We start from the raw sequence: 23,765 nt of genomic DNA on the forward strand, positions 1-23,765 counted from the left end.
GCCATGTTCGGGGCAGACTGACCGGTGTCGCCCGGAGCCCCGGGCCGGAAGTGGAAGAGTCGTCAGCATGCAGGTGTGGCCTGGACAGGCGTATCCGCTGGGTGCCTCGTACGACGGCGCCGGAACCAATTTCGCGGTCTTCTCGGAGACCGCCGACCGCATCGAACTGTGCCTGTTGCACGACGACGGGTCGGAGACCGCGGTCGAACTGCGCGAGTCGGACGCCTTCGTGCGACACGCCTATCTACCGGGAGTCATGCCGGGGCAGCGGTACGGGTACCGCGCCCACGGCCCCTACGAGCCCGAGCACGGTCTGCGCTGCAACTCGGCGAAACTGCTGCTCGATCCCTACGCCCGCGCCCTCAGCGGGAAGATCGAGTGGAACGAGTCGGTGTACGGCTATCCGTTCGGCTCCCCCGACGAGCGCAACGACCAGGACTCCGCGCCGCACATGATGGCGTCCGTCGTGGTCAACCCGTACTTCGACTGGGGTGACGACCGGCCGCCGCGCACCGACTACCACGAGACGGTGATCTACGAGGCCCATGTGAAGGGCCTGACGATGTCCCACCCGGATCTGCCGGAGGAGCTGCGCGGCACGTACGCGGGTCTCGCCCATCCGGCGATCATCGACCACCTCACGGAACTGGGCGTCACGGCGCTGGAGCTGATGCCGGTCCATCAGTTCGTCAACGACCACCGGCTGGTCGAGATGGATCTGAACAACTACTGGGGCTACAACACGATCGGCTTCTTCGCCCCGCACAACACGTACGCCTCCTGGGGCGACCGGGGCGAGCAGGTCCTGGAGTTCAAGTCCGCGGTCCGCGCGCTGCACCAGGCGGGGATCGAGGTGATCCTGGACGTGGTCTACAACCACACGGCCGAGGGGAACCACCTGGGGCCGACGCTCTCCTTCAAGGGCCTGGACAATCCTTCGTACTACCGGCTGACCGACGACCAGCGCTACTACATGGACACCACCGGGACCGGGAACTCGCTGCTGATGCGGTCGCCCCACGTCCTGCAAATGATCATGGATTCGCTGCGCTACTGGGTCGAGGAGATGCACGTCGACGGGTTCCGCTTCGACCTCGCGGCCACCCTGGCGCGGCAGTTCCACGAGGTGGACCGGCTGTCGTCGTTCTTCGACCTGGTCCAGCAGGATCCGGTGATCTCGCAGGTGAAGCTGATCGCGGAGCCGTGGGACGTCGGCGAGGGCGGCTACCAGGTGGGCAACTTCCCGCCGTTGTGGACGGAGTGGAACGGCAAGTACCGGGACACCGTTCGGGACCTGTGGCGCGGCGAGCCGCGGGCGCTCGCCGAGTTCGCGGGCCGCCTCACCGGCTCGTCGGACCTGTACCAGGACGACGGCCGCCGGCCTCTGGCGTCCATCAACTTCGTGACCTGCCACGACGGTTTCACCCTGCGCGACCTGGTCTCGTACAACGACAAGCACAACGACGCCAACGGCGAGGGCAACCGGGACGGCGAGTCCCACAACCGGTCGTGGAACTGCGGGGCGGAGGGCGAGACCGACGATCCGGAGGTCCTCGACCTGCGGGCGCGCCAGATGCGCAACTTCGTCGCCACGCTGATGCTGTCGCAGGGCGTGCCGATGCTCAGCCACGGGGACGAGCTGGGGCGCACCCAGAGCGGCAACAACAACGCGTACTGCCAGGACAACGAACTGGCGTGGGTGAACTGGGCGGACGGGCCCGGGGGCGACGGCGGTGCCGCCGAGGACTCGTTCCTGGCCTTCACGCGCGCGATGGTGCGCCTGCGCCGCGAGCATCCGGTCTTCCGCAGGCGGCGCTTCTTCCACGGCCGCCCGGTGGAAGGGACGCACGACGAGCTGTCGGACATCGCCTGGTTCACCCCCGAGGGCGAGGAGATGACGCAGGAGGACTGGGGCGAGGCGCAGGCCCGCGCCCTGTCGGTGTTCCTGAACGGGAACGCGATCTCGGAGCCGGGGCCGCGCGGCGAGCGCATCACGGACGACTCGTTCCTGCTGCTGTTCAACGCCGATCCGGACGCACAGGAGTTCCTGGTGCCGGTCAATCACGGCCGGCAGTGGCACGCGGTGGTCGACACGGCGCTGTCCGACGGGATTCCGGCCGACGAGGGCCCCAAGGTGCAGGCGGGCGACCGGCTGACGCTGGCGGGGCGCAGCCTCACCGTGCTGCGACGGCCGGCGTAGCCGGATCCGCGGCGCCCCGGAGGGGGCGTACGCGCAGCGCCACGAGGAAGGCGAGCCCCGCGGCCGCGCTGCCCACCGCGAACGCGGCAGCGGGGCCGTGGGCCTGCGCCAGACGCCCCGCCACGGCGAGCGTGACGGCCTGCCCGCCGACGAACGCGCTCGCGGCGACCGTCATGCCCTCGGCGAGCCGGTCGCGCGGCACGGCGCGTTCGGTGAGCCCGAAGCCGGTGATGAGGTTCGGGGCGAACAGGGCGCCGAAGACGGTCACGACGGCGTACAGCAGCGGCATGGTGTCGGTGACGACCAGCGGCAGGGACAGCAGCGCGGCGGCCGCCGTGGCGACCCGCCAGCGGGCGGGCAGCGTGAAGCGTTCCGGCACCGCCGCCATGGAGAGGCCGACGACGGCACTCATGACCCCCATCGCGGCGTAGACCAGGCCCGCCTGGTTCTCGTGCCCCAGCTGCTGGGTGAGCGCGGTGATTCCGGCGCCGCAGCCGCCGAGCAGCACGCCCAGGAGGACGAGTCCGACGCGGACGACGTGGACCTGGCGCGGCATGCGCGTCCGCCGCGCGGGGCGGTCCTTCCCGTCCGCGGCCGACCGGGGCACGGCGGTGGCCGTCGGATGCAGGGCGAACGCGGTGCCGCAGACGGCCACCAGGAGGGCGGCCGCGCCGAACGCCCAGGCGGGGTGGGCGACCACCGAGGCGACGCCGATGAGGGCCGGGCCGAGGACGAAGGAGAGTTCGTCCATCGTCGACTCCAGGGAGAGCACGGCGTCGACGACCCGTTCGTCGGCGCCGTCGCGGCGGACGAGGGCGACCCCGCGGGCCCGCGCGAGCGGGCCGATGCCGGGCACGGTGGCGCCCGCCGCGATGCCCAGGGCGACCAGCGCGGGCGTCGGCAGGTGGGACAGCGCGCCCAGGGTGTAGAGCGCGACGGCCAGCGCGTTGGCCAGGGCGAAGGCGAGCACGACCGGGCGCTGGCCGTGCCGGTCGGCGAGCCGGCCCACGAGGGGGCCCGTGGCGACCTGGCCGAGGGCGAGCGCGCAGGCGACCGTGCCGCCGGTGGCCAGCGAGCCGCTGGTGCGCGTCACCAGCAGGACGCTGCCGAACTGGATCACGGCGACCGGCAGCCGCCCCAGGAAGGACACGACGGGCAGCGGACGCCCGGTGACCGCCAGCACTCTGCGGTAGGCGTCGAGCGTGCTGCCGGAGGTGCTGGACGTGCGGGACTCCCCTGGTGTGCCGGTCATCGTCCGAAACTAACGAGGTGCGCAGCGGCCGACGCATGCGGCGATGACACGAAACCCGCCCCAAGGGGTACGTAGATTCGCATGACGCCTCACGCCCCGACGGGCACCTACCGGCTCCAGCTGCAACCGGACTTCGGGTTCGCCGCGGCCGCGGCGGCCGTCCCGCACCTGGCCTCCCTGGGGGTCTCGCATCTGCATCTGTCGCCCGTCCTGGAGGCGGTGCCCGGATCGACACACGGCTACGACGTCGTCGACCACGCGCGCGTACGCGCTGAGCTGGGCGGCGAGGAGGGGCTCCGGGCCCTGGCGCGCACCGCCCACGCGCACGGTCTGGGACTCGTGGTGGACATCGTGCCCAACCACATGGCGACGGCACCGCGCCACAACCGGGCCCTGTGGGACGTCCTCAGGGACGGACCGTCGTCGCCGTTCGCACGTTGGTTCGACATCGACTGGGAGGCGCAGGGCGGCCGGGTCCTGCTCCCGGTCCTCGGCGGCCCCGTGGGCGACGAACTGCCCCGTCTGACGGTGGACGGCGACGTGCTGCGCTACTACGACCACGTGTTCCCGCTGCGGCCGGGCACGGAGTCCCTGCCGCTGCCGGATCTGCTCGACGCCCAGTGGTACCGCCTGGCCTGGTGGCGGCTGGCCCGCACGGAGCTCAACTACCGCAGGTTCTTCACCATCTCGGACCTGATCGCGGTGCGGGTGGAGGAGCCCGCGGTGTTCGACGCGACGCACGCCACCGTGCTGCGGCTGCTGCGCGAGGGCGTCGTCGACGGGCTGCGCGTCGACCACCCGGACGGGCTCGCCGACCCGGGCGGCTACCTGGAACGGCTGGCCGGGGCGAGCGGCGGCCGGTGGACCGTGGTGGAGAAGATCCTGGAGGACGACGAGCCGCTGCCCGCCGCCTGGCCGGTGGCCGGCACCACGGGCTACGACGCGCTGCGCCACATCGACGGCCTGTTCACCGACCCGGCCGGCGCCGACCGGCTCCTCGACCTGTTCCGGCGCTTCACGGACGCCGCCGACGACGCGGGCGGCCGCTGGGAGGCGACCGCGCGGCGCTCCGCCCACCAGGTGGTCGAACACGGCCTGGCGGCCGAGGTGGACCGGCTGACGCGCGAGGCGGCCGCCCTGTGCGCCCCGGACCCCCGGCTGCGCGACCACGCGCCCTGGGCGCTGCGCACGGCCCTGTGCGAGCTTCTGGTGCGCGTGCCGGTCTACCGGCCCTACGTGTCCGGCGGGGCCGCCCCCGAGACGGTCCTGACGGCCGCGGCCGCCGAAGAGGCGAAGGCGGTGTTCGCGGTGCCCGAGGAGGCGCGCGCGGTCGACGCCGTACGGGATCTCGCGCTCGGCCGGCTCGGGGCGGGTCCCGGGCACGAGGCGTTCCGGGCCCGGTTCGCGCAGACCTCGTCGGCACTGCGGGCCAAGTCGGTCGAGGACGCGGCGTTCTACCGGTACACGCCGCTCCTGTCGGCCCTCGAGGTGGGCGGCTGCCCGCGCGATCCGGCCGTTCCCGCCGAGGCGTTCCACGCGTACTGCGCGCGCGTGCAGCGCGACTGGCCCGACACCTCGACGGTGCTGTCCACCCACGACACGAAGCGCAGCGCCGACGTCCGCGCGGGCATCTCGGTCCTCTCCCAGTGCCCGGACCGGTGGGAGGCGGTGCTCACCGAGGCGGCCGGGCGGGCCGCGGCGCCCGACCCCCAGCTGGCGTGGGCGGCCTGGCAGCTGGTGGCGGGGCTCGGTCCCGCCGAGCCGGAGCGGCTGCAGCAGGCGATGCTCAAGCACGCGCGCGAGGCGGGCCTGTTCACGACGTGGACGGAGCAGAACGCCGCCTACGAGGACGCGGTACGGGACTTCGTGGCGTCGGGCCCGTGCGGGCCGGCGGGCGACGAGGTACTGCGGTTCATGGACGGGCTGCTGCCCCATGTGCGGGCGAACGTCCTGGGTGCGGCCCTGGTGCACCTGACGATGCCGGGGGTGCCCGACGTCTATCAGGGCAGTGAGCGCGAGTACCGCGCTCTGGTGGATCCGGACAACCGCGCCCCGGCCCGGTTCGACGAGGACCACGACAAGGCGCACGGCGCGCTGTCGCGGGACAAGGAGGCGCTGACCCGGGCGGCGCTGCGGCTGCGCCGGGAGCGTCCGGCATGGTTCGGCGGGGCCGCCGGCCACGAGCCGCTGACCGCGCGCGGCCCCGGCGGGGACCATTGTGTGGCCTATGTGCGCTCCGGCCGGGTGGCCGTGGCGGTGACCCGGCTCTCGCTGCGGCTGGCCGAGGCGGGCGGCTGGCGGGACACGGAGCTGGACCTCCCCGAGGGCGAGTGGTCCGAACTCCTCGAACCCGGGCGGCGGTTCAGCGGACCCACGCGCGTGGGTGAGCTGTTCGGGGAGCTGCCGGTGGCGCTGCTGGTGCGGGCCGACTGAGGCGGGCTCACGCCCCGCCCGTCAGCGGGTACGGACGACGAGAGCGGCCGGCGCCCGCGTGAGCAGGCCCTCGGGGACGGGCCGGAAGCCCGGTGCCCAGGCGAGGCCGGGCAGGGCCGCCAGCAGGGCGCTCAGGCCCGAGTCCGCGATCATGCGGGTGAAGGGGACGCCGAGGCAGCGGTGCCGGCCCGCGCCGAAGGCCAGTTGGCCGGGGTCGGCGCGGAACAGGTCGTAGCGGTCCGGGTCGGTGAACCGGGCGGCGTCCCGGCCCGCCGAGCCCAGCAGGCAGGCCACGGTGGCCCCGGCCGGTATCGTGCCACCGCTCACCGGGACCGGGGCGAGCGCGCGGCGCAGCACGAGGTGCACGGCCGGGTCGCGGCGCAGCGACTCGGCCCAGGCCGCGTCGGCCAGCGCGGGCCGCGCCCGGACGAGGGCGAGCTGGGCGGGGTGGTCGAGGAGGTTGGCGAGGTGCGCGGCGAGGGCCCGACCGGTGGCCTCGCCGGCCGCGCCGAGCAGGGTCGCCACCAGCGCGGCGACGGCCTCGTCGGACAGCGGACGGCCGTCGGCCCGCGCGGTGCACAGGACGGACAGGAGGTCGCCGCCCGGGCGGGCCCGACGGCGGGCGATGTGGGGATGCAGTGCGGCCTCCACGTCGGGGGGCACGGCACCCAGGTGGGTCAGGTCCGCGCGGCTCCACGCGGTGACGCGGGCGGTCTCCTCGTGGGGCAGGCCGAGCGCGGCGACGACGGCGGCCGACGGCAGCCAGCGGCAGAACTCCTCGACCAGATCGGCCTCCTCGCGCCGCACGAGCCGCCGGGCCAGGACGTACGCGCCGCGGTCCACGCCCGCGCGCAGGGCGGTCAGGGCGCGTCCCTGCAGGCCCGGGGAGACGAGCGCGCGGTGCGCGGCGTGCGTGCCCTGTTCGAGGTGGCTGAACGTGCGCCCGGGCGGCGGGGCCACGAGGCGGGGGTCGGCGAGCGCGGCGCGGACGTCGGCGTACCGGCTGAGCAGCCAGGCGCCGAACGGCTCGTCGTGGTGCAGCGGGTGGGCGTCGCGGAGCGTGCGGTAGAGCGGGTAGGGGTCGCGGGCGACGTCCGGGTCGGCCAGGCTCGGCGGCGTCCGGCGGCAGCGCGGTCCCTCGGCGACCGGGCGCGCGGCGGGTTCCAGGGGGCACAGCACCGCGTGGCTCCCTCTCTGTGCCGGTGCGCCGGGTGCCGCGCACGGATCTCCCCAGCGCACCACCCCCGGCGGGGGCGCGCAGCACCCGTACGGCCGTACGGGTGACGGCCGCGCCCGCCGGAGTACCCCGGCGCGGGTGTGACATCGGTGTGAACTCCTTCTCGCCGGACGCCGTGCGGAGGCGACGATGCGCAGGCGGGGCCGTGCCCGGACGGTGTACGTCGCCGAGGAAGGCGGACCGGTACCGGGATTCGCCCTCGGCGGGCCCGACGTTTCCGGAATGATTGCGGGGAGCCTGCACACCGGCGGACGGCACCGGTACAGGCCTTCTTGACAGGGACCGGCAAGCGTGGGGTACTGCGGATTGCCGACGGCGGGAGCACCAACGGGGGTGAGTCATCTGACGGACCAGCGGTACCCCACTGCGGCCCAACTGGCCCGGTCAGCGCGGGAGCTGACCACTGTACGGCCCGACCTGTGCCAACTGCGCCAGGTGGGTACGTCGCGCGGGGGGCGTCCCCTGCATCTGCTGTCCGTCGGACACGACCGGCGCACGGTCCTGATCGTCGCGGGCGCCCACGCCAACGAACCCACCGGCGGCGCCACGGCGCTGCACCTGGCCCGGCAGGCCCTCTTCGACCAGGCGCTGAGATCCGACCGGTCGTGGCACTTCCTGCTGTGCGCCGACCCGGACGGCGCGGCCCTGCACACGAACCCCGCGCCGCGCACCCTCCTCGACTACCACCGCTCCTTCTTCCGCCCGGCCGGGCCCGAGCAGCCCGAGTGGTCGCCTTCGGTCCTGCCGGCCGACCGGCTGCCCCCGGAGACCACCGCGCTGACCGGGGTCATCGACGAGCTGCGCCCCTACCTCCAGGTGTCCCTGCACGGCACCGAGCTGGGCGGCAGCTGGGTGCAGCTGACGCGGGACATCCCGGGGCTCGCGGAGCCGTTCGCCAAGTCGGCGGCCGAGCTGCACATACCGGTGGAGACGGGCGCGTCGGACGCGGCGGGCTGGCCCGCCTCTGGGCCCGGCGTGCACGTCATGCCGGACCCGGACGCGCAGGCGGCGTTCCCGAGCCTGCCCGACGACGCCCGGCACTCCACCTGGCACCACGCCCACCGGTACGGCGGCTCCACGGCGATCGTCGAGGTCCCGATGTGGGCCAGCGACCTGGTGGACGACCCGGCGCCGCATCCGGCCCCGGAGCGGGCGATGCGGCGGCTCTCGGCGCGGATCAGCCGCGACACCCGGCTCGTCGAGGACATCCTCGCGGAGGCGCTGCCCCGGCTCCCGGACACGCGCGGGCCGCTGCTGCGGGCGGCGCGCTGGGCGCTGAGCCTGGTGCCGGGGCTCGCGGACGACTGGACGCGGCCGCCTCCACCGGACGCCACGATGGCGTACGTCGGCAGCATCGACGCGTTCGCCCGGCGGCTGCCGCTGCGGGCCGCCGCCATGCTGCTGCGGGTCCTCGAAGAGGCGGAGGACCGGGCGGCGCCCCGGCTCGACCTCCTCGTCACCCGCTGGTGCGAGGTGTACGCGGACCGGTTCGGGGCGCGGTGGGTGCCGGTGGCCCACCAGATAGAGCACCAGGCGCGGACCACGGTCGCGGCCGTCCGGCACGCGCAGGGCTGAGGGTGCCGGTCAGCCCAGGCCGGCGGCGGGGCCGCGGTCGGCGGACAGCCGGAACGACATCCGGCCGAATCCGACCTGGTCGCCGTCCCTGACGACGGCGGCGCCGATCACCCGACGCCCGTTCACGGACGTGCCGTTGGTGGAGCCGAGGTCCCGAAGGATCCACAGGCCACCCTGGCGGGTCAGCTCGGCGTGCACGCGGGAGACCGTCTCGTGGCTGAGCCGGAGCCCGCTGGCGGGGTCGCGGCCGATGCGCAGGGGGTGCGACTGGGCGACGGGCAGCTGCAGCTTCGGGAGCCGCTCCACGGTCCACGCCCGGTGCAGCCGCACCGTGAAGCCGGAGACGGCACCGACGGCGCCGAGCATCGCCCGGGTCCAGCGGTTCTCGGGCCGCAGGTCGGCGGTGAGCGCCGCGAGTTCGTCGGGCTTCTGCGTGGAGAGGGCCAGCTCCATGCGGCGTACGAACGTGTCGTGCGAGAGCCGGCCGAGCGCGACGCCGTCCCTGAGCACTTTCAGCGCACGGTCCCGCTCGGCGTCGGAGAGCCGAGCGGGGTACGTGTGGTGTTCGAACGAGGACGTCACAGGGGCGATTGTCCGGCAGTGACGGTCGAGGTGTCCAGAAAACGCGGAGTGCCGCACGAGACACGGAACCGACCTCGGCGAACCGGCGGCGCGCCGATCACGTCTGACGCACCATGGGACGCATCGTCACCGTGAGCAGACAACCTGTTACGCGAGGGGGCACGTCCGTGCAGTTCGAGGTGTGGGCACCGCAGGCCGAGCGGGTGGATCTCCAGTGGGAGGGCACCACGCGCGCGTTGGAGCGCGATACGGACCGGGCGGGCTGGTGGACGGGGGCGGCGGACGCCGTCGACGGGGACCGCTACGGGTATCTGCTCGACGGCGGCCCGGTGCTGCCCGACCCCCGCTCGCCGCGCCAGCCCGACGGGCCCGACGGGCTCAGCGCGGTCGTCGACCACCGGCGGTACGCGTGGCGCGGCGACTGGGCCGGGCGCGATCTGAGCGGCGCCGTCCTGTACGAGCTGCACGTGGGCACGTACACGAAGGAGGGCACGCTCGACGCCGCCGCCGCGCGTCTGGGGCACCTGGCCGAACTGGGCGTCACCCACGTCGAGCTGATGCCCCTGTGCCCGGTGCCCGGTCGGCACGGGTGGGGCTACGACGGGGTCAGCCTGTGGGCCGTGCACGAGCCGTACGGCGGACCGGAGGCGCTGAAGCGGTTCGTGGACGCGGCGCACGAGCTGGGCCTCGGGGTCGTACTCGACGTGGTCCACAACCATCTGGGCCCGTCCGGCAACTACCTGCCCGCGTTCGGCCCGTACTTCACGGACACCCATCACACGCCCTGGGGCAGCGCCGTCAACCTGGACGCGCCCGGCTCCGACGAGGTCCGCGCCTATCTCATCGGCAGCGCCCTCGCCTGGCTGGGCGACTACCGCCTGGACGGGCTGCGCCTGGACGCGATCCACGAGCTCCACGACCGCCGCGCCCTGCCCTTCCTGGAGGAACTGTCGGCCGAGGTCGACGAGTTGGCCGCGCGTCTGGGCCGCCCGCTGTTCCTGATCGGCGAGTCCGACCTCGGTGATCCGCGGGTCGTCACGCCCCGCGCCGGGGGCGGTCTCGGTCTGCACGCGCAGTGGAACGACGACGTCCATCACGCCGTGCACGCGGCCGTCACCGGCGAACAGCAGGGCTACTACTCCGACTTCGCCCGCGCGCCGATGGCCGCGGTCGCCAAGACGCTCACGCACGGCTTCTTCCACGACGGGACGTACTCGACGTTCCGCGGCCGGCGGCACGGCCGCCCCCTGGACCGTGCCCGGGTGCCCGCGCACCGGCTGCTCGCCTACACCCAGACGCACGACCAGGTGGGCAACCGCGCGCAGGGCGACCGGCTCGCCGCGTCGCTCTCGCCGGGCCTGCTGGCGTGCGCGGCGACGCTGGTGCTGACCGGGCCGTTCACGCCCATGCTGTTCATGGGCGAGGAGTGGGCGGCGAGCACGCCCTGGCAGTACTTCACCGACCACACCGATCCGGCGCTCGCCGACGCCGTCCGCAGGGGGCGGCGACGGGAGTTCGGGGCGCACGGGTGGGCCGAGGCCGACATTCCCGATCCGCAGGATCCGGCCACCCGGGAGCGGTCCTGTCTGAACTGGCCGGAGCGGGAGACCGGCGACCACGCGCGCGTACTCGCCTGGTACCGGGCGCTGATCGCGCTGCGGCGCGCCCGTGCCGATCTCCGGGATCCGGATCTGGCGGCGGTGCGGGTCGCCTTCGACGAGCGGGCGCGCTGGGTCGCCTACCGGCGCGGGGACGTCCGGGTGGCGGTGAACCTGTCCTCGGAACCGGTGTCGATCCCCCTGGGCCGCCCGGTGACCCGCCTGCTCGCCTCCTGGTCCCCGATCGACATCCCGGGCTCCGACGGCCTCCTGACGGTCCCGCCGGAGTCGGCGGTGGTGGTGGAGGCGCCCTAGGGCGTGTGTCGAAAGTCCCGCCTGCCCCGCGCCCCGGAGGGCGAGCTTCGCTCGCTCGAGGGGCGCGGGGAACTGCGCGACCGGCCACGACGAGACCCGCGGACCGGCTCAGTCCGTCACCAGCTCCAGCAGAATCGGCTCCCAGGCCCGCTCCAGCCGAACCCGCAACAACCCGAGCGACCCCCCGCCCTCGAACAACCGCACAAGCGCCTCGCACCGCCCCAACCACAGCCCCCGAAGACAGACCCGCGCCCCGTACCCGCCCAACGTCGCCGCCCGCACGGCGGCCCGCGCCCCCACCGACACCGTCAGCCCCGCGATGTCCTCCGCCGGATCGCCCACCACGGTGCCGCCCCAGCCGAGCACACCCCGCACATGCCCGTCCGCCGCGACGGTCAGCCGGTCCCCGGTCAGGCCGTGGTGGACGAGGACCGCGTCGGACTGCGGCCCGAGGCGGGTCACCGCCCGGGCCGTGAGCTGCCCGAGCCGGGCGGCCTCGAACTCCCCGTCGGCGTCGAGCCGTCCGGCGGCGATGCCCGCCTCCCGGCGCAGGTTCTCCAGCGAACGGGGCGCCACCGTCGGCACCCCGAGCGGCACGGCCCGCGCCACCGGCACCGCCCGCAGCCCGGTGAGCAGACCGGCCAGGTCCTCCTCGCCGGCCGCGGTGACGTCCCGGACCTCGGCGGAGTCCCCGGGCGGCCGGGTGTCCAGGACGTAGGCGAGGCCCGGCGCCCACTCCCCCGCGGCGGCGCACGCGGGCACGGCGACGGTGACGTGCGGACGGACGACGTCGCGCAGGCGCACCTCGCGCCGCAGTTCACGGGAGGCCGGTCCGTCGGGGGCGAGCCGCAGCACGTGCCCGGTGCCCACGCGCCAGGCGGCGGGCCCGTCCTCGGGGGCGGGGCGCAGCTCGGCACCGCCGCCGTTCGGGAGGAGGGTCTTCAGAAGGTGGCGCGCGGTGTCCTCCGCGGGCGGCTCCTGCACGGCGTCAGCCGACGATCGCCAGGTCCCGCGAGGTGGCGTTGAGGCGCTTGCCGCCGCCCCCGTCCTCACCGGCGGCGGTGACGGTCACGATGTCCTCGATGCGGACGCCGAAGCGGCCGGGCAGGTAGATCCCGGGCTCCACGGAGAAGCACATGCCGGGCACCAGCTCCTGCCGCTCGCCCTCGATCATGTAGGGGGGTTCATGGGTGGTGACGCCGATGCCGTGCCCGGTGCGGTGGATGAAGTACTCGCCGTACCCGGCGTCGGTGATGACCTTGCGGGCGACGCGGTCGACGTCCTGGCAGGCGATGCCGGGCCGGACGGCGTCGCAGGCCGCCGTCTGGGCGGCGCGCACGACGTCGTGGACCTCGCGCTCCTCGGCCGTCGGTTCGCCGACGTGCACGGTGCGGGAGGTGTCGGAGCCGTAGCCGTCCTTGAGGCCGCCGAAGTCGAGGACGATCATGTCGCCGTCCTGGATGACACGGTCGCCCGGCGCGTGGTGCGGGTTGGCGGCGTTGGGACCGGAACAGACGAGCGTGAAGTCGACCTGTTCGTGCCCGAACCGCCGCAGCAGGTCGGCGAGTTCACGGGACAGGTCGATCTCCTTGCGGCCCGCGAAGGCCACCTTCTTGATCTCCTCGTACGTGGCGTCGGCGGCGGCACCGGCGGCCGCGAGCCGCTCCAGTTCGGCCGCGTCCTTGACGGCGCGCAGCATCGGCAGCGCCTCGGTGAGGGACACGTACGAGGTGTCGGGGAGGGTCTTCTGCAGGCCGAGCAGATGCATCGCCCAGGCGTTGTCGCTGACGCCGAAGCGGCCGGACTTCTCCAGCAGGGGCGCCGTGACGTCGTAGGGGTCCTTGCCGTCGGTCCAGTCGCGCAGCGTCATCGCGTCGGCGCCCGCGGCCTTCGCGGCGTCGGGCGCCTCCAGGGTCGGCACGACGAGGGTGGGCCGCTGTCCGGCGGCGAGCACCAGCAGGGTGAGCCGTTCGGTGTCGGCCGGTACGTGGTAGCCGGTGAGCCAGACCATGTCGGGGCCCGGCGCGACGAGCACCCCGGCGAGCCCGGCGTCGGCGGCGGACCGCGCGGCACGGTCCATGCGGGCCTGGTAGTCGGCTGCGGTGAAGGGCGCTGGTGTGCCGGTCGTCATGTCCGGGCCTCCGTGGGTGCGTGCGGGGTGCGGTCGGCTGGGGCTGTCACCGCAGCATCCTGCCCGCCCCGGGGGGACGGCGCGAGTGCGCCCCGCCCTTCCAGGTCGGCCGCGAGCCGGGCGGCGGGGCCGCGCAGGGTGCCGGTGTGGACGAGTTCGGTGCGGTGCACGACGCGGGGCGCGGTGAGCGGCACCGTCACCGTGCCCGGCGCGTCGGCGGCCAGCGAGGCGGGCAGGACGGTCAGGCCGTGGCCCGCCGCGGCGAGGGTGAGCAGGGTGCGCAGGTCGGTGCCGTCGCAGCGCAGGGCTGCACGGAACCCGCCGCCGCCCTGGGTCGCGCGCAGCTGGTCGAGCGGCACGCCCGTGTCCGGGGCGTCGAGCCAGCGGGCGTCCACGAGGTCGGCGAGGCGCAGTCCGCGGCGGCGGCCCAGCGGGTGGCCCTGCGGCAGCACCACGTGCACGGACTCCTCGGCGATGCCGCGCCGGGTGAGCGGGGCGACGTCGGGCAGCCGCAGCGGATCGCTGGGCGCGGCGACCCCGTCGACGACGCCCAGATCGGCGCCGCCGGTGGCGACCTCCGCGGCGATCTCCTCGCGGGCCAGCACCCGCACGGTCACGCCGGTGTGCGGCAGCAGCGCCGCGGTGCGGCCGCGCAGCGCGGTCGGGGTGACGGCGAGGACGAGCCCCGCGTCCGGCGCGGCGGCGGTGCGGCGGACGTCGGCACGGGCCGCGTCCAGGCGCAGCAGCAGCGGACCGGCGTGTTCGAGGAGCCGGTCGCCCGCGGGGGTGGGCAGGACGGGCCGCCGGGTCAGGAGCGGGGCGCCGAGGTCCTGTTCGAGGGCCGCGATGTGCTGGGAGACGGCGGACTGGGTGTAGCCGAGCTCGCGGGCCGCGTCCGAGAAGGAGGCGAGGCGGGCCACGGTGACGTACGTGCGCAGCAGGTGCGGGTCCATGCGCTCCAGCATCCCCGACCCGCATCAGGAACGCTTATGGAGGGTGCAGTCTTCATCGTTGGACGTGAACCACGGTTCCCGCCGACGATGAACCGCATGACAGCCACGCCCCAGCAGTTCCCCCGTGCCCGCGTCGCACTGGTCGGCGACCGCTCCCCGAACGTCGTCGCCCACACCCGCGTACCGCTCCTCCTGGACGCCCTCGCCACGCGCGAGCATCTGGTGCTCGACGCGTACTGGATCCCGAGCGAGGACGCGCTGCTGCCCGACGCCGTACGGGGCTTCGACGCGGTCTGGGTGCTGCCGGGCAGCCCGTACCGCAGCGAGGCGGGCGTGCTCGCCGCGATCCGGACGGCCCGTGAGCACGGCATCCCGTTCCTCGGCACGTGCGGCGGCTTCCAGCACACCCTCCTGGAGTTCGCGCGGAACGTGTGCGGTCTGACGGACGTGGCGCACGCCGAGAACGATCCCGACGCCGACGACCTCCTGATCACCCCGCTGGCCTGCTCGCTGGTCGGCCACGAGGGCACGGTGACGCTGACCGCCGGGTCGCTGGCCGAGTCGGTGCTCGGCGCGGACCGCACGGTCGAGCGCTACCACTGCCGGTACGGGCCGGCCGCCCACCTGGACACGCTGCGCGCACACGGTCTGCGGTTCACGGGCGAGGACGAGGAGGGCCAGGTCAGGATCGCCGAACTCGCCACCGACCGGCACCCGTTCTTCCTGGCCACGCTGTTCCAGCCGGAGCTGCACGGCGACGGCAGCCGCCCGCACCCGGCCGTGCAGGCGCTGGCCCGTGCCGCGGTCGCGCACGCGGCACGGGTCTGACGCGTCCGGCCGCCCCGCTTCAGCGGAGTCGGACGGGCGACGCGGGGATCCGGTCCGGCAGGAAGCCGTGGGCGCGGGCGGCGAGGTGCCGGGCGCGGTACCGGTCCACCTGCTGATGCCAGTTGAGGACGCCGGCCAGCCAATTCCGCAGCTGGTGCACGTATCCGTCGACGGCGTCGCGCGCCGCCGCGTCGAGGCCGAAGTCGTCGTACAGGAGGGGCAGTTCGTGCGCGACGACGTGGTCGAACTGCTGGAGGCGCTGGGTCATCAGGTCGTGCACGACGTGCAGCGCCGTGGGGTAGTCGATGCCGAAGAAGGTCTGCACGACGAGGATCGCGTTGTGCACCTCGCCCTCGTACTCGATCTCCTTCTGGTAGGAGAAGACGTCGTTGACGAGGCAGGCGTAGTCGACCGCCGCGTTCTCCAGCGAGCGGACGGGACCGCTGCGGTACACCTCGGGCGGCACGGCCGGGCCGTGGCCGAGCCGGCACAGGCCCATGGTGAGGTCGGAGCCGAAGGTGGCGCGGCGCATCTCCAGGTAGTCGACGGGGTCGGGGACGCGGTTCTGCGCCTGGTTGGCCAGCTCCCACAGCCAGCTCTCGGTCATCGCCTCGACGGCCGCTTTCAGCGTGGTCCGCTGCTCGGCGCTCATGCCGCCGGCCGTGCGCGCCCACAGGTCGACGAGGCCGCGTTCCATGGCGTTGGCGGGCGGCGGCACCGGTTCGCCGGCGATCGGCATGCAGGCGGACAGCCGGTCGGTGCAGTGCTTGGCGGCGGCGATGTCGTGGCGGCTGCCGAACACGAGGGGGTAGTAGTCGTCGGCGTACGTCCCCCAGGCGAGCCACGCCGTGCTGAGGTCGAGCGCGTCGGGCGTGCCGTCCGGGTCGATGCCCGCCGCGCACAGCGCGAGATCGGCCGCTGCCAGCTTGTCCTCGTCCCAGACCCCCTCCGCCAGGATGCCCGTGGCGTGCGCCCACGGCACGAGGCGGGCGCGGGCGCCGTCCAGGGCGGGGTTGAGCCGCAGCTCGAACGGCAGGGACAGCTCGGGGATCAGCGAGGGGCCGACCTTCTGGAACGGCACGTGGGTGTACGCCCGCAGCCGCTCGACCCCGAGGGCGTCGAACAGCGCCCGCACGTCGGTGCCCCGGGCCCCGAGTCCGGTGGGGCCGTGCAGCGGGCCGCGCTCGCGCACCGCGCCCTTGTTCATGTAGCGGCTGGACCGCAGGTGCCACTCGTGCCCGCCGGACTGCCAGTCCTGGAGGCCCCGGGTGTACGCGGCGACGGCCGCGACCTGGTCCGGGGTGAGCCCCTTGTCGGCGGCGAGCGCGGGCACCTCGGTGAACGCGGTGTGCTCGAACTGGTGCAGCCGTGAGGTGAGCACGTCGTTGACGGCCTCCGCCGCCTCCTGGGTCGTGCAGCCGAAGAAGGTCTCCAGGACCAGGACGCCGTTGGAGAGTTCGCCTTCGTCCCGGACCTCGCGCTCGTACGAGAAGAGGTCGTTGCGCAGGTGGACGGCGTCGGAGAACGTCTCCATGAGGACGCGCAGCGGGCGCGACCGGGCGACGGGCGCGGGGACCTCCGCGGTGGCGTACTCGACGAGCCCGGCCGACCAGGGGGCGCCGCCGACCTTGCGGCGCATCTCGATGTACTCCACGGGGTTGGCGATCCGGCCCTCGTCGATGTTGGACAGTTCCCACATCGACTCGTTGAGCAGGTGCTCGGTCGACTCGGCGAAGCGGCGGCGCCAGTCCATCGACATGGCGGGCACCGTGCGCCGCCACAGATCGGCGAGCCCGGCCTCGACCGGGTTCTCCGGCTCGGGCACCGGGCCGGACGGGTCCGCAGGGTCCTCTGGGTTCATGGGCATGAACAGCGGCAGCCGTTCGAGGTGCGCCTTGCCGGCCGCGCGGTCGTTGGTGCGCTTGAACATGTCGAGGAAGTGGTCGTCGAAGAAGAAGACCCACACGTACCAGTCGGTGATCAGGGAGAGCGCCGGGCCGTCGCAGTCGGGGTGCGTGTACGCGCACAGCAGTCCGTAGTCGTGGGCGTCCAGATCGCTCTGCTCCCAGACACCCGAGCCCTCCAGCATGCCCATCTCCCGGGCCCAGGCGGTGGAGTGGGCGCGGGCCTCGTCGAGATGGGGATTGAGACGCGCCGTGTACGGCATGTAGAAGCGCGGCAACTGGAACGGCTGCGAGGCCGCCGTGGTGGACTGCTCAGTCATGTGCGCGGCCCTACCCGTGAAGGCCAACGGCCATCCATGGGCGCGGAGATGATCGCACCATCGTGTGAACGAGGAGTGAATCGGGGCCTGGTGGGGAATCGGCGGCGCACGCGGGGTACGCCGCAGCCCGGTTGAACACGTTCGCCCGCAACCCCTCCCTACCGGGCGCTCCAGTGCCCGGGGCGGTCCAGACCGTGCGGGACGCGGGTGGCCGTGTCGCCGCGTGCCGCGTTCAGCTGGGCCTGGGTGAGGAAGAGGGCGCCGCGCAGGTCGGCTCCCTCGATCCGGGCGTCGCGCAGGTCGGCGCCGATCAGGTCCGCCGCGCGCAGGTCGGCGCCGGTCAGGTCGGCGGCGACGAGGAGCGCGCCGCGCAGGTTGGCGCCGCGCAGATCGGCGTTCCGGAGGCGGGCGCCCATCAGGTCGGCGCCGCGGTGGTTCTTCTTGCGGCCCGGAACGGCGGCGGCGCGCTCCAGTTCGCTCGCCTTCAGCAGCAGGGTGTTGACGTCCGCGCGGATCGTGGGAACGTCGGCGGCGAGGAGTTCGTCGGCGCCCGCGCGCGTGAGCAGCTCGATGCCGGTGCGGGCGCGGCGCGCCTCCCTGTGCACGGAGGCGGCCCGCGGCAGGTCCAGTACGTCGGTCAAGTAGCGCAGCAGCTCTTGCAGTTGACGCATGACGGGGAAGACCTCGTACATGGTCCGCGCGGTCTGCGGCCGCTCCCGCCAGCTGACGCCCTCGAAGGTGATCTGCGAGACCTTCTGTCCGGCGCCGAAGCAGTCGAAGACGGTGCAGCCCCGGTAGCCCTCGTCGCGCAGCCGCGCGTGGATGCCGCAGCGGAAGTCCTCCTGGAGGTTGTGGCAGGGCGTGCCCGCGTTCTTGTTCGCCGCGAAGTCGTGGGACTTGGCGAAGGGCAGCGCCACGCAGCACAGGCCGAAGCAGTTGCCGCAGTCGGCGCGCAGGGCGGTGCGCTCGTCGGCGCGGTCGGCGGACTCGGGGGCGGAGCCGGAGGAGGTCACGCCCCCATTGTCACCGATCGGCGGTGTACGCCCCCTTGTGGGTGGCCCGGGCGCGCGCAACCGTGGACGCGACCGGCACCGCCCCAGACCCCCAGGAGTCGACGTGGCCGCCTCCCGCTCCTCCCGCTCGCCGCTGCATCCGCCGTCGGCGTCGGCGTTCCGGCTCCCCCACGAGCTGCACGGTGACGGGCCGCACAAGGTGATCGTGGTGCACGGCTGGTTCGCCGACCGGGCCGCGTTCGCGCCGATCGTGCCCGACCTGGACCGCGAGGCGCTCCAGTACGCGTTCGTGGACCTGCGCGGCTACGGGGAGGCGAAGGACGTGCCGGGCGCGTACACGACGGCCGAGGGCGCGGCGGACGTCCTGGACCTCGCGGACCGGCTCGGCTGGCGGCGGTTCTCGCTGATCGGGCACTCGATGGGCGCCGCCGTGGCGCAGCGCGTGGTGGCGGCGGCCGAGGAGCGGGTGCGCCGTCTCGTGGGCGTCTCACCGGTGCCCGCGTCGGGCCTGGCGCTGCCGCCCGAGCAGTGGGAGCTGTTCTCGACGGCGGACACCAGGCCGGGGAACCGGCGCGCGATCCTCGACGTCACCACGGGCGGCGTCCGCCCGGCCGCCTGGCTGGACCGGATGGTGCGCCGCTCGCTGGAGCGCAGCGACGCCAAGGCGTTCCGCAGCTGGCTCGACTCGTGGACCGGCGACGACTTCCACACGGACGTCGAGGGCTCGACCGTGCCGGCGCTCGCGGTGACGGGCCAGCTCGACCCGGCGCTGTCGGCGGAGCTGGTCCGGGCGACGTGGCTGCGCTGGTTCGTCCGCGGCGAGCTGGTCGACCTGCCGGTGTGCGGGCACTACGCGATGGACGAGGCGCCGCTCGCGCTGATCCGGGTCGCGGAGGACTTCCTGCGGGCGGACCCGGCCTGACGACGACGCCCGCAGCGGCTACTCCGTCGGCTCCAGCTTCAGCGAGATCGAGTTGATGCAGTACCGCTGGTCCGTGGGCGTCGCATACCCCTCGCCCTCGAACACGTGCCCGAGGTGCGATCCGCAGCGCGCACACCGCACCTCGGTCCGCACCATCCCGTGCGACCGGTCCTCGATCAGCTCCACGGCCGCCGAGTCCTTGGGGTCGAAGAAGCTCGGCCAGCCGCAGTGCGACTCGAACTTCTCGGTGGACGTGAACAGCTCCGCGCCGCAGGCACGGCAGGAGTACACGCCCTGGGTCTTCGTGTCGGTGTACTCACCGGTGAAGGCGGGCTCGGTGCCGGCCTGGCGCAGTACCGCGTACTCCGCCGGGTTCAGCTCCGCGCGCCACTGCTCGTCCGGCTTCTCGACGTCGTACGCCATGTCCCTCATCCCTTCAGACGGTCCAGGATCCGCGGGCCGAGGTCGGTGACATCGCCCGCGCCCATGGTGAGAACAAGATCCCCCGGCTTGGCCATTCCCGCGACGGCGGCCACGGCGGCGTCCTTGTCCTGGGCGGCCTGCACGTCGGCGCCGGCGGCCCGGGCCGCGTCGATGATCAGGGCGCTGGTGACGCCCGGGATCGGGTCCTCGCGCGCCGGGTAGATGTCGAGGACCACCGAGGCGTCGGCGAGGGCGAGGGCGTCGCCCATCTCCTTGCCGAGCTCCTGGGTGCGGGAGAACAGGTGCGGCTGGAAGAGCACGAGGAGCCGGGCGTCACCGGCCGCCGAGCGCATCGCCTCCAGGTCGGCGGTCATCTCCGTCGGGTGGTGGGCGTAGGAGTCGATGACCTGCACCCCGTTCTCCTCGCCCTTGAGCTGCAGGCGGCGCTTGACGCCCGTGTAGGACTTCAGCGCGCCGGCCAGGTTGCGGGACGGGATGCCCATGGCGACGCCCGCCGCGAGCGCCGCGACGGCGTTGTGCGCGTAGTGGCGGCCGGGGACCGAGACGGTGAAGGTGAGCAGCTTGCCGTCGAGCAGGACCGTCACTTCGCTGGTCAGACCGCGCGGGGTGATCTTGTGGATGCGGATGTCGGCCGACTCCGACTCGCCGTACGTGACGACCTTCAGGGAGGTCGTGTCGCGGATGCGGCGGGTCAGCTCCGCGGCGCCCGACTGGTCGGCGGCGATCACCAGCGTGCCGCCGGGGACGATCTTCGTGGTGAACGTCTCGAAGGACTCGTAGATCTCGTCCATCGACGCGTAGTTGGCGTGGTGGTCGAGTTCGACGTTGAGGATGATCGCGACTTCCGGCGTGTACTTGTGGAAGCTGCGGTCCGACTCGTCGGCCTCGGCCACGAAGAGGTCGCCCTCGCCGTGCAGCGCGTTCGAGCCGGGGACGTCGAGGTCGCCGCCGATCGCGTACGAGGGAGCGAGGCCGAGCGAGGTCAGCGACACGGCGAGCATCGACGTCGTGGTCGTCTTGCCGTGGGTGCCCGCCACCGCGATCGGGCGCAGGCCGTCCATGAGGGAGGCCAGGGCGTCGGAGCGGTGCACGACCGGGATGCCGAGCTCCCTGGCGCGGGCCAGCTCGGGGTTGTCCTCGCGGATCGCGGAGGAGACCACGACGCAGCTGGTGTCGGGGGACACGTGCGCCGCGTCGTGCCCGATGTGCACGGTGGCGCCGAGCTCGCGCAGGGCTCCGGCCGTGGCGGACTCGCGCGCGTCGCTGCCCGCCACGTGCGCGCCGCGCTGGGCGAGGATCTTGGCGATGCCCGACATCCCGGCGCCGCCGATGCCGATGAAGTGCGGTCGCTCCATGGCGGCGCTGGAATGCGGAAGGCCGGGTGCCATGCGTGTTACTCCCCTGAGGTTCCGGTGCGTCCTGATCCGCGGCGCGTGCGGCCACGGACCGGGCCCAGCCTATTGCCTCGGGACCGGCCGCCCCGCACCCGCACGCCCCACGTCACGCCTTGCTGTGCGAGAACAGCTTCAGGACCGGCACGCCGACCTTGTGGCGGGCCTGCGAGGCCCAGTCGCGGTGGAAGAACTCCTCGACGTAGTGCGGATCGGTCAGCACGATCACCTCGTCCGCCCCCACCTCGTCGACCAGTGCCTTGAGCGCGTTCAGCGGGTGGTCCTCGATGAGCCGTCCCTGCGCGGCACTGCCGGCCTGGCGCAGGGCGGTGAGGGAGACCTGGAGCGCCTGTTCGGCGGGGCCCTTGGCCTCGTCCCCCTCGGGGACCTCGCCCTCGCGGGCCGCCTCGTCCAGCTCGCCCATCGCCACGTCGTCGATGGCGCGCAGCAGCCGGTCGGCCTGGTCGCCGCGGGGCTGGAGCAGCACATGGAAGGTGACATCCTCGTCACCGTGCAAGGTGGTGACAAACTCCACGTCGGCAGACGTCAGGGCCTTCTCGATCATCAATACGCTCGTGAACACGACGGGCGCCCTTCTTCTCCTACCGTGGGCCGTCCTTCGACGGGTCCCTGCGGAACTGCGGAAACCATCCTGCCCCGTGGCCGCACGGGGTCTGCGAGTTTTAGTGTGCCCAGCGAAGACTAAACGGAACAGATCATTCCGTTCAGTGTCGCCTCCGACCGTATCGGGTGAACAGGAAACCGTCCTCCTCCAGCAGAGAGACCAGCTCGAAACGTTCCGGCACGCGCAGCGCGGGGCCGCCCGCGATGCGCTGGGCGTCGCCCGCGGTGAGCATCGGCGACACGGTCAGGCACAGCTCGTCGAGTACCCCGCCCGCGACGAATTGACCGAGCATCCGCGGCCCCCCTTCGGTCAGCAGCCGCCGGTGCCCGCGCACGGCGAGGGCCGCGACCGCGCGGTCCGGTTCGACCGCCGTGCCGTCCCCGGCGAGCAGCACCTCGGCGCCGGACCTTCGGGCGGCCTCGACCCGGTCGGCCGGGGCGCCCGAGCCGGTGATGACGTAGGTGGGGACCAGGGGCTCGGTGAACAGCGGGAGGGTGAAGTCCAGGTCCAGGCTCGCGCTGATCACCGCGATCGACGGGGCGGCGCCCTGCCCGGCCGCGGCGCGGCGGGCGGCGAACGCCTCGCGCGCGCGGGCGGGGCGGTACTGCTCCTGGCGGACGGTCTGGGCGCCGACCACCACCACGTCGGCGAGACCGCGCAGGGTGCCGAAGATCCGCATGTCGGTGTCGTTCGAGATGGGCTGGGAGCGGCCGTCGTGCTGGGCGGCGCCGTCGAGCGTGGAGACCATGTTGGCGCGCAGCCACGGCTTCCCGGCGGCCTGCGGCGGATAGGCGTAGGCGTCGGCGAGCGCGTCGAGGCTCCACTCGGGGCCGCGCGGCTCCTCCCGGCCCAGGTGATCTGCTGTTTCGTACGTCACAGGGAACAGGCGTCGCATGACGTGCAGTGTGGCACGGCCATTAAGCTGATGAGCTGTGTCGTCCTCCACCCAGTCGTCCTCCGCCCACGGGGCCTCCTCCGCCGCCCCCGCCGCCCCGCAGTCCCTGTGCGCCCGCGAGCCGCACGTCCCCGCGGAGCGCCTGGTCGCCGAGATGGTGCCGCCGCCCCGCTTCGCGTCGGCCCGCTTCGACACCTACATCCCGGACCCGAACCAGCCGAGCCAGACCCAGGCCGTCGAGGTCCTGAGCTCCTTCGCCGCCGGACTCGGCGGCGCGTACCCCTCCGGCTCCGGCAAGCGGAAGTGGTTCGCCAAGAAGCCGGCCGCCCCCACCGGGCCCCGCGGGGTCTACCTCGACGGCGGCTACGGCGTCGGCAAGACCCACCTCCTCGCCTCCCTCTGGCACGCGACCCCGGCCGAGCCCGCGCTCAAGGCGTTCGGCACCTTCGTCGAGCTGACGAACCTGGTCGGCGCCCTCGGCTTCCAGCAGACGGTGAAGACGCTCGGCGGCCACCGCCTGCTGTGCATCGACGAGTTCGAGCTCGACGACCCCGGCGACACCGTGCTCGTCTCCACCCTGCTCGGCCGGCTCGTGGAGTCGGGCGTCGCGCTCGCCGCCACCTCCAACACGCTGCCCGGCAAGCTCGGCGAGGGCCGGTTCGCCGCCGCGGACTTCCTGCGCGAGATCCAGGGCCTGTCCGCGCACTTCCGCCCGCTGCGCATCGACGGCGAGGACTACCGCCACCGGGGCCTGCCCGAGGCCCCGCCGCCGTTCTCGGACGAGCAGGTCACCAAGGCCGCGTACGCCACCGAGGGCGCCTCGCTCGACGACTTCCCGCACCTGCTGGACCACCTCGCGCGCGTGCACCCCAGCCGCTACGGCGCGCTGACGGACGATCTGACCGCGGTCTGCCTGACCGACGTGTCCGCCGTGCCCGACCAGTCCACGGCGCTGCGCCTGGTCGTCCTGGCCGACCGGCTCTACGACCGGGAGATCCCGGTGCTCGCGGCGGGCGAGCCGTTCGACAAGCTCTTCAGCGAGGAGATGCTGAACGGCGGCTACCGCAAGAAGTACTTCCGCGCGATATCCCGGCTCACCGCACTGGCCCGGGACGCCAAGGGTCTGGTCGCCGACTGAGGGGCGCTT

At 73.7% G+C, this 23,765-nt stretch carries 19 protein-coding genes; 7 read left to right on the forward strand and 12 right to left on the reverse strand.

The window, feature by feature from the left end:
- Window positions 1–67 precede the first annotated feature (67 nt).
- Window positions 68–2,200, forward strand: a complete 2,133-nt coding sequence (gene glgX / locus ABT127_RS22130) for a glycogen debranching protein GlgX (RefSeq protein ID WP_351452642.1) — start codon at window positions 68–70, stop codon at window positions 2,198–2,200.
- Here the strand turns inward: glgX and ABT127_RS22135 are convergent.
- A complete protein-coding gene (locus ABT127_RS22135) occupies window positions 2,175–3,452 on the reverse strand; it encodes an MFS transporter (protein WP_351452645.1) in 1,278 nt (425 codons plus the stop codon). The two genes, glgX and ABT127_RS22135, sit on opposite strands and share 26 nt — an antisense overlap.
- An 81-nt stretch (window positions 3,453–3,533) precedes the next feature.
- Here ABT127_RS22135 and treY point away from each other — a divergent pair, with 81 nt between their 5' ends.
- Window positions 3,534–5,885, forward strand: coding sequence for a malto-oligosyltrehalose synthase (gene treY, locus ABT127_RS22140; protein ID WP_351452648.1), 2,352 nt, complete (start codon window positions 3,534–3,536; stop codon window positions 5,883–5,885).
- A 21-nt stretch (window positions 5,886–5,906) separates the two neighbouring features.
- On the opposite strand, the gene ABT127_RS22145 is transcribed toward treY, so the two are convergent.
- The gene (locus ABT127_RS22145) at window positions 5,907–7,064 is read right to left on the reverse strand and encodes a cytochrome P450 (RefSeq protein WP_351452651.1); all 1,158 of its coding nucleotides are present in this window, start codon (window positions 7,062–7,064) and stop codon (window positions 5,907–5,909) included.
- Window positions 7,065–7,455: 391 nt separating this feature from the next.
- On the opposite strand from ABT127_RS22145, the gene ABT127_RS22150 reads away from it, so the two are divergent.
- Window positions 7,456–8,697, forward strand: a complete 1,242-nt coding sequence (locus ABT127_RS22150) for a M14 family zinc carboxypeptidase (RefSeq protein WP_351452653.1) — start codon at window positions 7,456–7,458, stop codon at window positions 8,695–8,697.
- A gap of 9 nt (window positions 8,698–8,706) precedes the next feature.
- On the opposite strand, the gene ABT127_RS22155 is transcribed toward ABT127_RS22150, so the two are convergent.
- The gene (locus ABT127_RS22155) at window positions 8,707–9,279 is read right to left on the reverse strand and encodes an FHA domain-containing protein (protein WP_351452656.1); all 573 of its coding nucleotides are present in this window, start codon (window positions 9,277–9,279) and stop codon (window positions 8,707–8,709) included.
- 167 nt (window positions 9,280–9,446) lie between these two features.
- On the opposite strand from ABT127_RS22155, the gene treZ reads away from it, so the two are divergent.
- Window positions 9,447–11,192 (forward strand): malto-oligosyltrehalose trehalohydrolase, encoded by a 1,746-nt coding sequence (gene treZ / locus ABT127_RS22160; protein WP_351452659.1) that lies wholly within the window; start codon window positions 9,447–9,449, stop codon window positions 11,190–11,192.
- A gap of 108 nt (window positions 11,193–11,300) precedes the next feature.
- On the opposite strand, the gene ABT127_RS22165 is transcribed toward treZ, so the two are convergent.
- From ABT127_RS22165 to ABT127_RS22175, 3 genes are read right to left on the reverse strand one after another with little or no spacing between them, the layout of a single operon-like run.
- The gene (locus ABT127_RS22165) at window positions 11,301–12,176 is read right to left on the reverse strand and encodes an aminoglycoside phosphotransferase family protein (RefSeq protein ID WP_351452662.1); all 876 of its coding nucleotides are present in this window, start codon (window positions 12,174–12,176) and stop codon (window positions 11,301–11,303) included.
- Between the two features lie 4 nt (window positions 12,177–12,180).
- Entirely contained in the window at window positions 12,181–13,323 is a 1,143-nt protein-coding gene (locus ABT127_RS22170; RefSeq protein WP_351452664.1) for an aminopeptidase P family protein, read from the reverse strand.
- Window positions 13,320–14,276: a LysR family transcriptional regulator gene (locus ABT127_RS22175; protein ID WP_351452667.1), complete on the reverse strand. Its 957-nt coding sequence runs from the start codon at window positions 14,274–14,276 to the stop codon at window positions 13,320–13,322. The genes ABT127_RS22170 and ABT127_RS22175 overlap by 4 nt, the downstream gene beginning before the upstream one ends.
- Window positions 14,277–14,372: 96 nt before the next feature.
- On the opposite strand from ABT127_RS22175, the gene ABT127_RS22180 reads away from it, so the two are divergent.
- Entirely contained in the window at window positions 14,373–15,104 is a 732-nt protein-coding gene (locus ABT127_RS22180; protein WP_351452670.1) for a CTP synthase C-terminal region-related (seleno)protein, read from the forward strand.
- Window positions 15,105–15,123: 19 nt separating this feature from the next.
- Here ABT127_RS22180 and cyc2 read toward each other — a convergent pair whose 3' ends face one another.
- Window positions 15,124–17,328, reverse strand: coding sequence for a germacradienol/geosmin synthase Cyc2 (gene cyc2 / locus ABT127_RS22185; protein WP_351452673.1), 2,205 nt, complete (start codon window positions 17,326–17,328; stop codon window positions 15,124–15,126).
- 158 nt (window positions 17,329–17,486) lie between these two features.
- Window positions 17,487–18,341, reverse strand: a complete 855-nt coding sequence (locus ABT127_RS22190) for a pentapeptide repeat-containing protein (protein WP_351452676.1) — start codon at window positions 18,339–18,341, stop codon at window positions 17,487–17,489.
- A 103-nt stretch (window positions 18,342–18,444) separates the two neighbouring features.
- Here ABT127_RS22190 and ABT127_RS22195 point away from each other — a divergent pair, with 103 nt between their 5' ends.
- Window positions 18,445–19,263, forward strand: a complete 819-nt coding sequence (locus ABT127_RS22195) for an alpha/beta fold hydrolase (protein ID WP_351452678.1) — start codon at window positions 18,445–18,447, stop codon at window positions 19,261–19,263.
- A gap of 18 nt (window positions 19,264–19,281) precedes the next feature.
- On the opposite strand, the gene msrB is transcribed toward ABT127_RS22195, so the two are convergent.
- The 4 genes from msrB to ABT127_RS22215 form a co-directional block, all read right to left on the reverse strand.
- Entirely contained in the window at window positions 19,282–19,686 is a 405-nt protein-coding gene (gene msrB / locus ABT127_RS22200; protein ID WP_351452680.1) for a peptide-methionine (R)-S-oxide reductase MsrB, read from the reverse strand.
- 5 nt (window positions 19,687–19,691) lie between these two features.
- Window positions 19,692–21,095, reverse strand: coding sequence for a UDP-N-acetylmuramate--L-alanine ligase (gene murC / locus ABT127_RS22205; RefSeq protein WP_351452682.1), 1,404 nt, complete (start codon window positions 21,093–21,095; stop codon window positions 19,692–19,694).
- Window positions 21,096–21,207: 112 nt separating this feature from the next.
- Window positions 21,208–21,681, reverse strand: coding sequence for an indole-3-glycerol phosphate synthase (locus ABT127_RS22210; RefSeq protein WP_351452685.1), 474 nt, complete (start codon window positions 21,679–21,681; stop codon window positions 21,208–21,210).
- A gap of 142 nt (window positions 21,682–21,823) precedes the next feature.
- Window positions 21,824–22,618 (reverse strand): pyrimidine reductase family protein, encoded by a 795-nt coding sequence (locus ABT127_RS22215; RefSeq protein WP_351452688.1) that lies wholly within the window; start codon window positions 22,616–22,618, stop codon window positions 21,824–21,826.
- 37 nt (window positions 22,619–22,655) lie between these two features.
- Between ABT127_RS22215 and zapE the strand changes: the two genes are divergently transcribed.
- Window positions 22,656–23,756 (forward strand): cell division protein ZapE, encoded by a 1,101-nt coding sequence (gene zapE, locus ABT127_RS22220; protein WP_351452690.1) that lies wholly within the window; start codon window positions 22,656–22,658, stop codon window positions 23,754–23,756.
- The last annotated feature ends 9 nt before the right edge of the window (window positions 23,757–23,765 follow it).

Source organism: Streptomyces sp. NPDC001904 (assembly GCF_040297005.1).
Taxonomy (GTDB): Bacteria; Actinomycetota; Actinomycetes; order Streptomycetales; family Streptomycetaceae; genus Streptomyces.

What these genes read in the sequence shown, in the direction of transcription:
- glgX (WP_351452642.1), top strand. Translation starts at nt 68, where the DNA reads ATGCAGGTGTGGCCTGGACAGGCGTATCCGCTGGGTGCCTCGTACGAC.
- ABT127_RS22135 (WP_351452645.1), bottom strand. Translation starts at nt 3,452, where the DNA reads ATGACCGGCACACCAGGGGAGTCCCGCACGTCCAGCACCTCCGGCAGC.
- treY (WP_351452648.1), top strand. Translation starts at nt 3,534, where the DNA reads ATGACGCCTCACGCCCCGACGGGCACCTACCGGCTCCAGCTGCAACCG.
- ABT127_RS22170 (WP_351452664.1), bottom strand. Translation starts at nt 13,323, where the DNA reads ATGACGACCGGCACACCAGCGCCCTTCACCGCAGCCGACTACCAGGCC.
- ABT127_RS22175 (WP_351452667.1), bottom strand. Translation starts at nt 14,276, where the DNA reads ATGGACCCGCACCTGCTGCGCACGTACGTCACCGTGGCCCGCCTCGCC.
- ABT127_RS22180 (WP_351452670.1), top strand. Translation starts at nt 14,373, where the DNA reads ATGACAGCCACGCCCCAGCAGTTCCCCCGTGCCCGCGTCGCACTGGTC.
- cyc2 (WP_351452673.1), bottom strand. Translation starts at nt 17,328, where the DNA reads ATGACTGAGCAGTCCACCACGGCGGCCTCGCAGCCGTTCCAGTTGCCG.
- msrB (WP_351452680.1), bottom strand. Translation starts at nt 19,686, where the DNA reads ATGGCGTACGACGTCGAGAAGCCGGACGAGCAGTGGCGCGCGGAGCTG.
- murC (WP_351452682.1), bottom strand. Translation starts at nt 21,095, where the DNA reads ATGGCACCCGGCCTTCCGCATTCCAGCGCCGCCATGGAGCGACCGCAC.
- ABT127_RS22215 (WP_351452688.1), bottom strand. Translation starts at nt 22,618, where the DNA reads ATGCGACGCCTGTTCCCTGTGACGTACGAAACAGCAGATCACCTGGGC.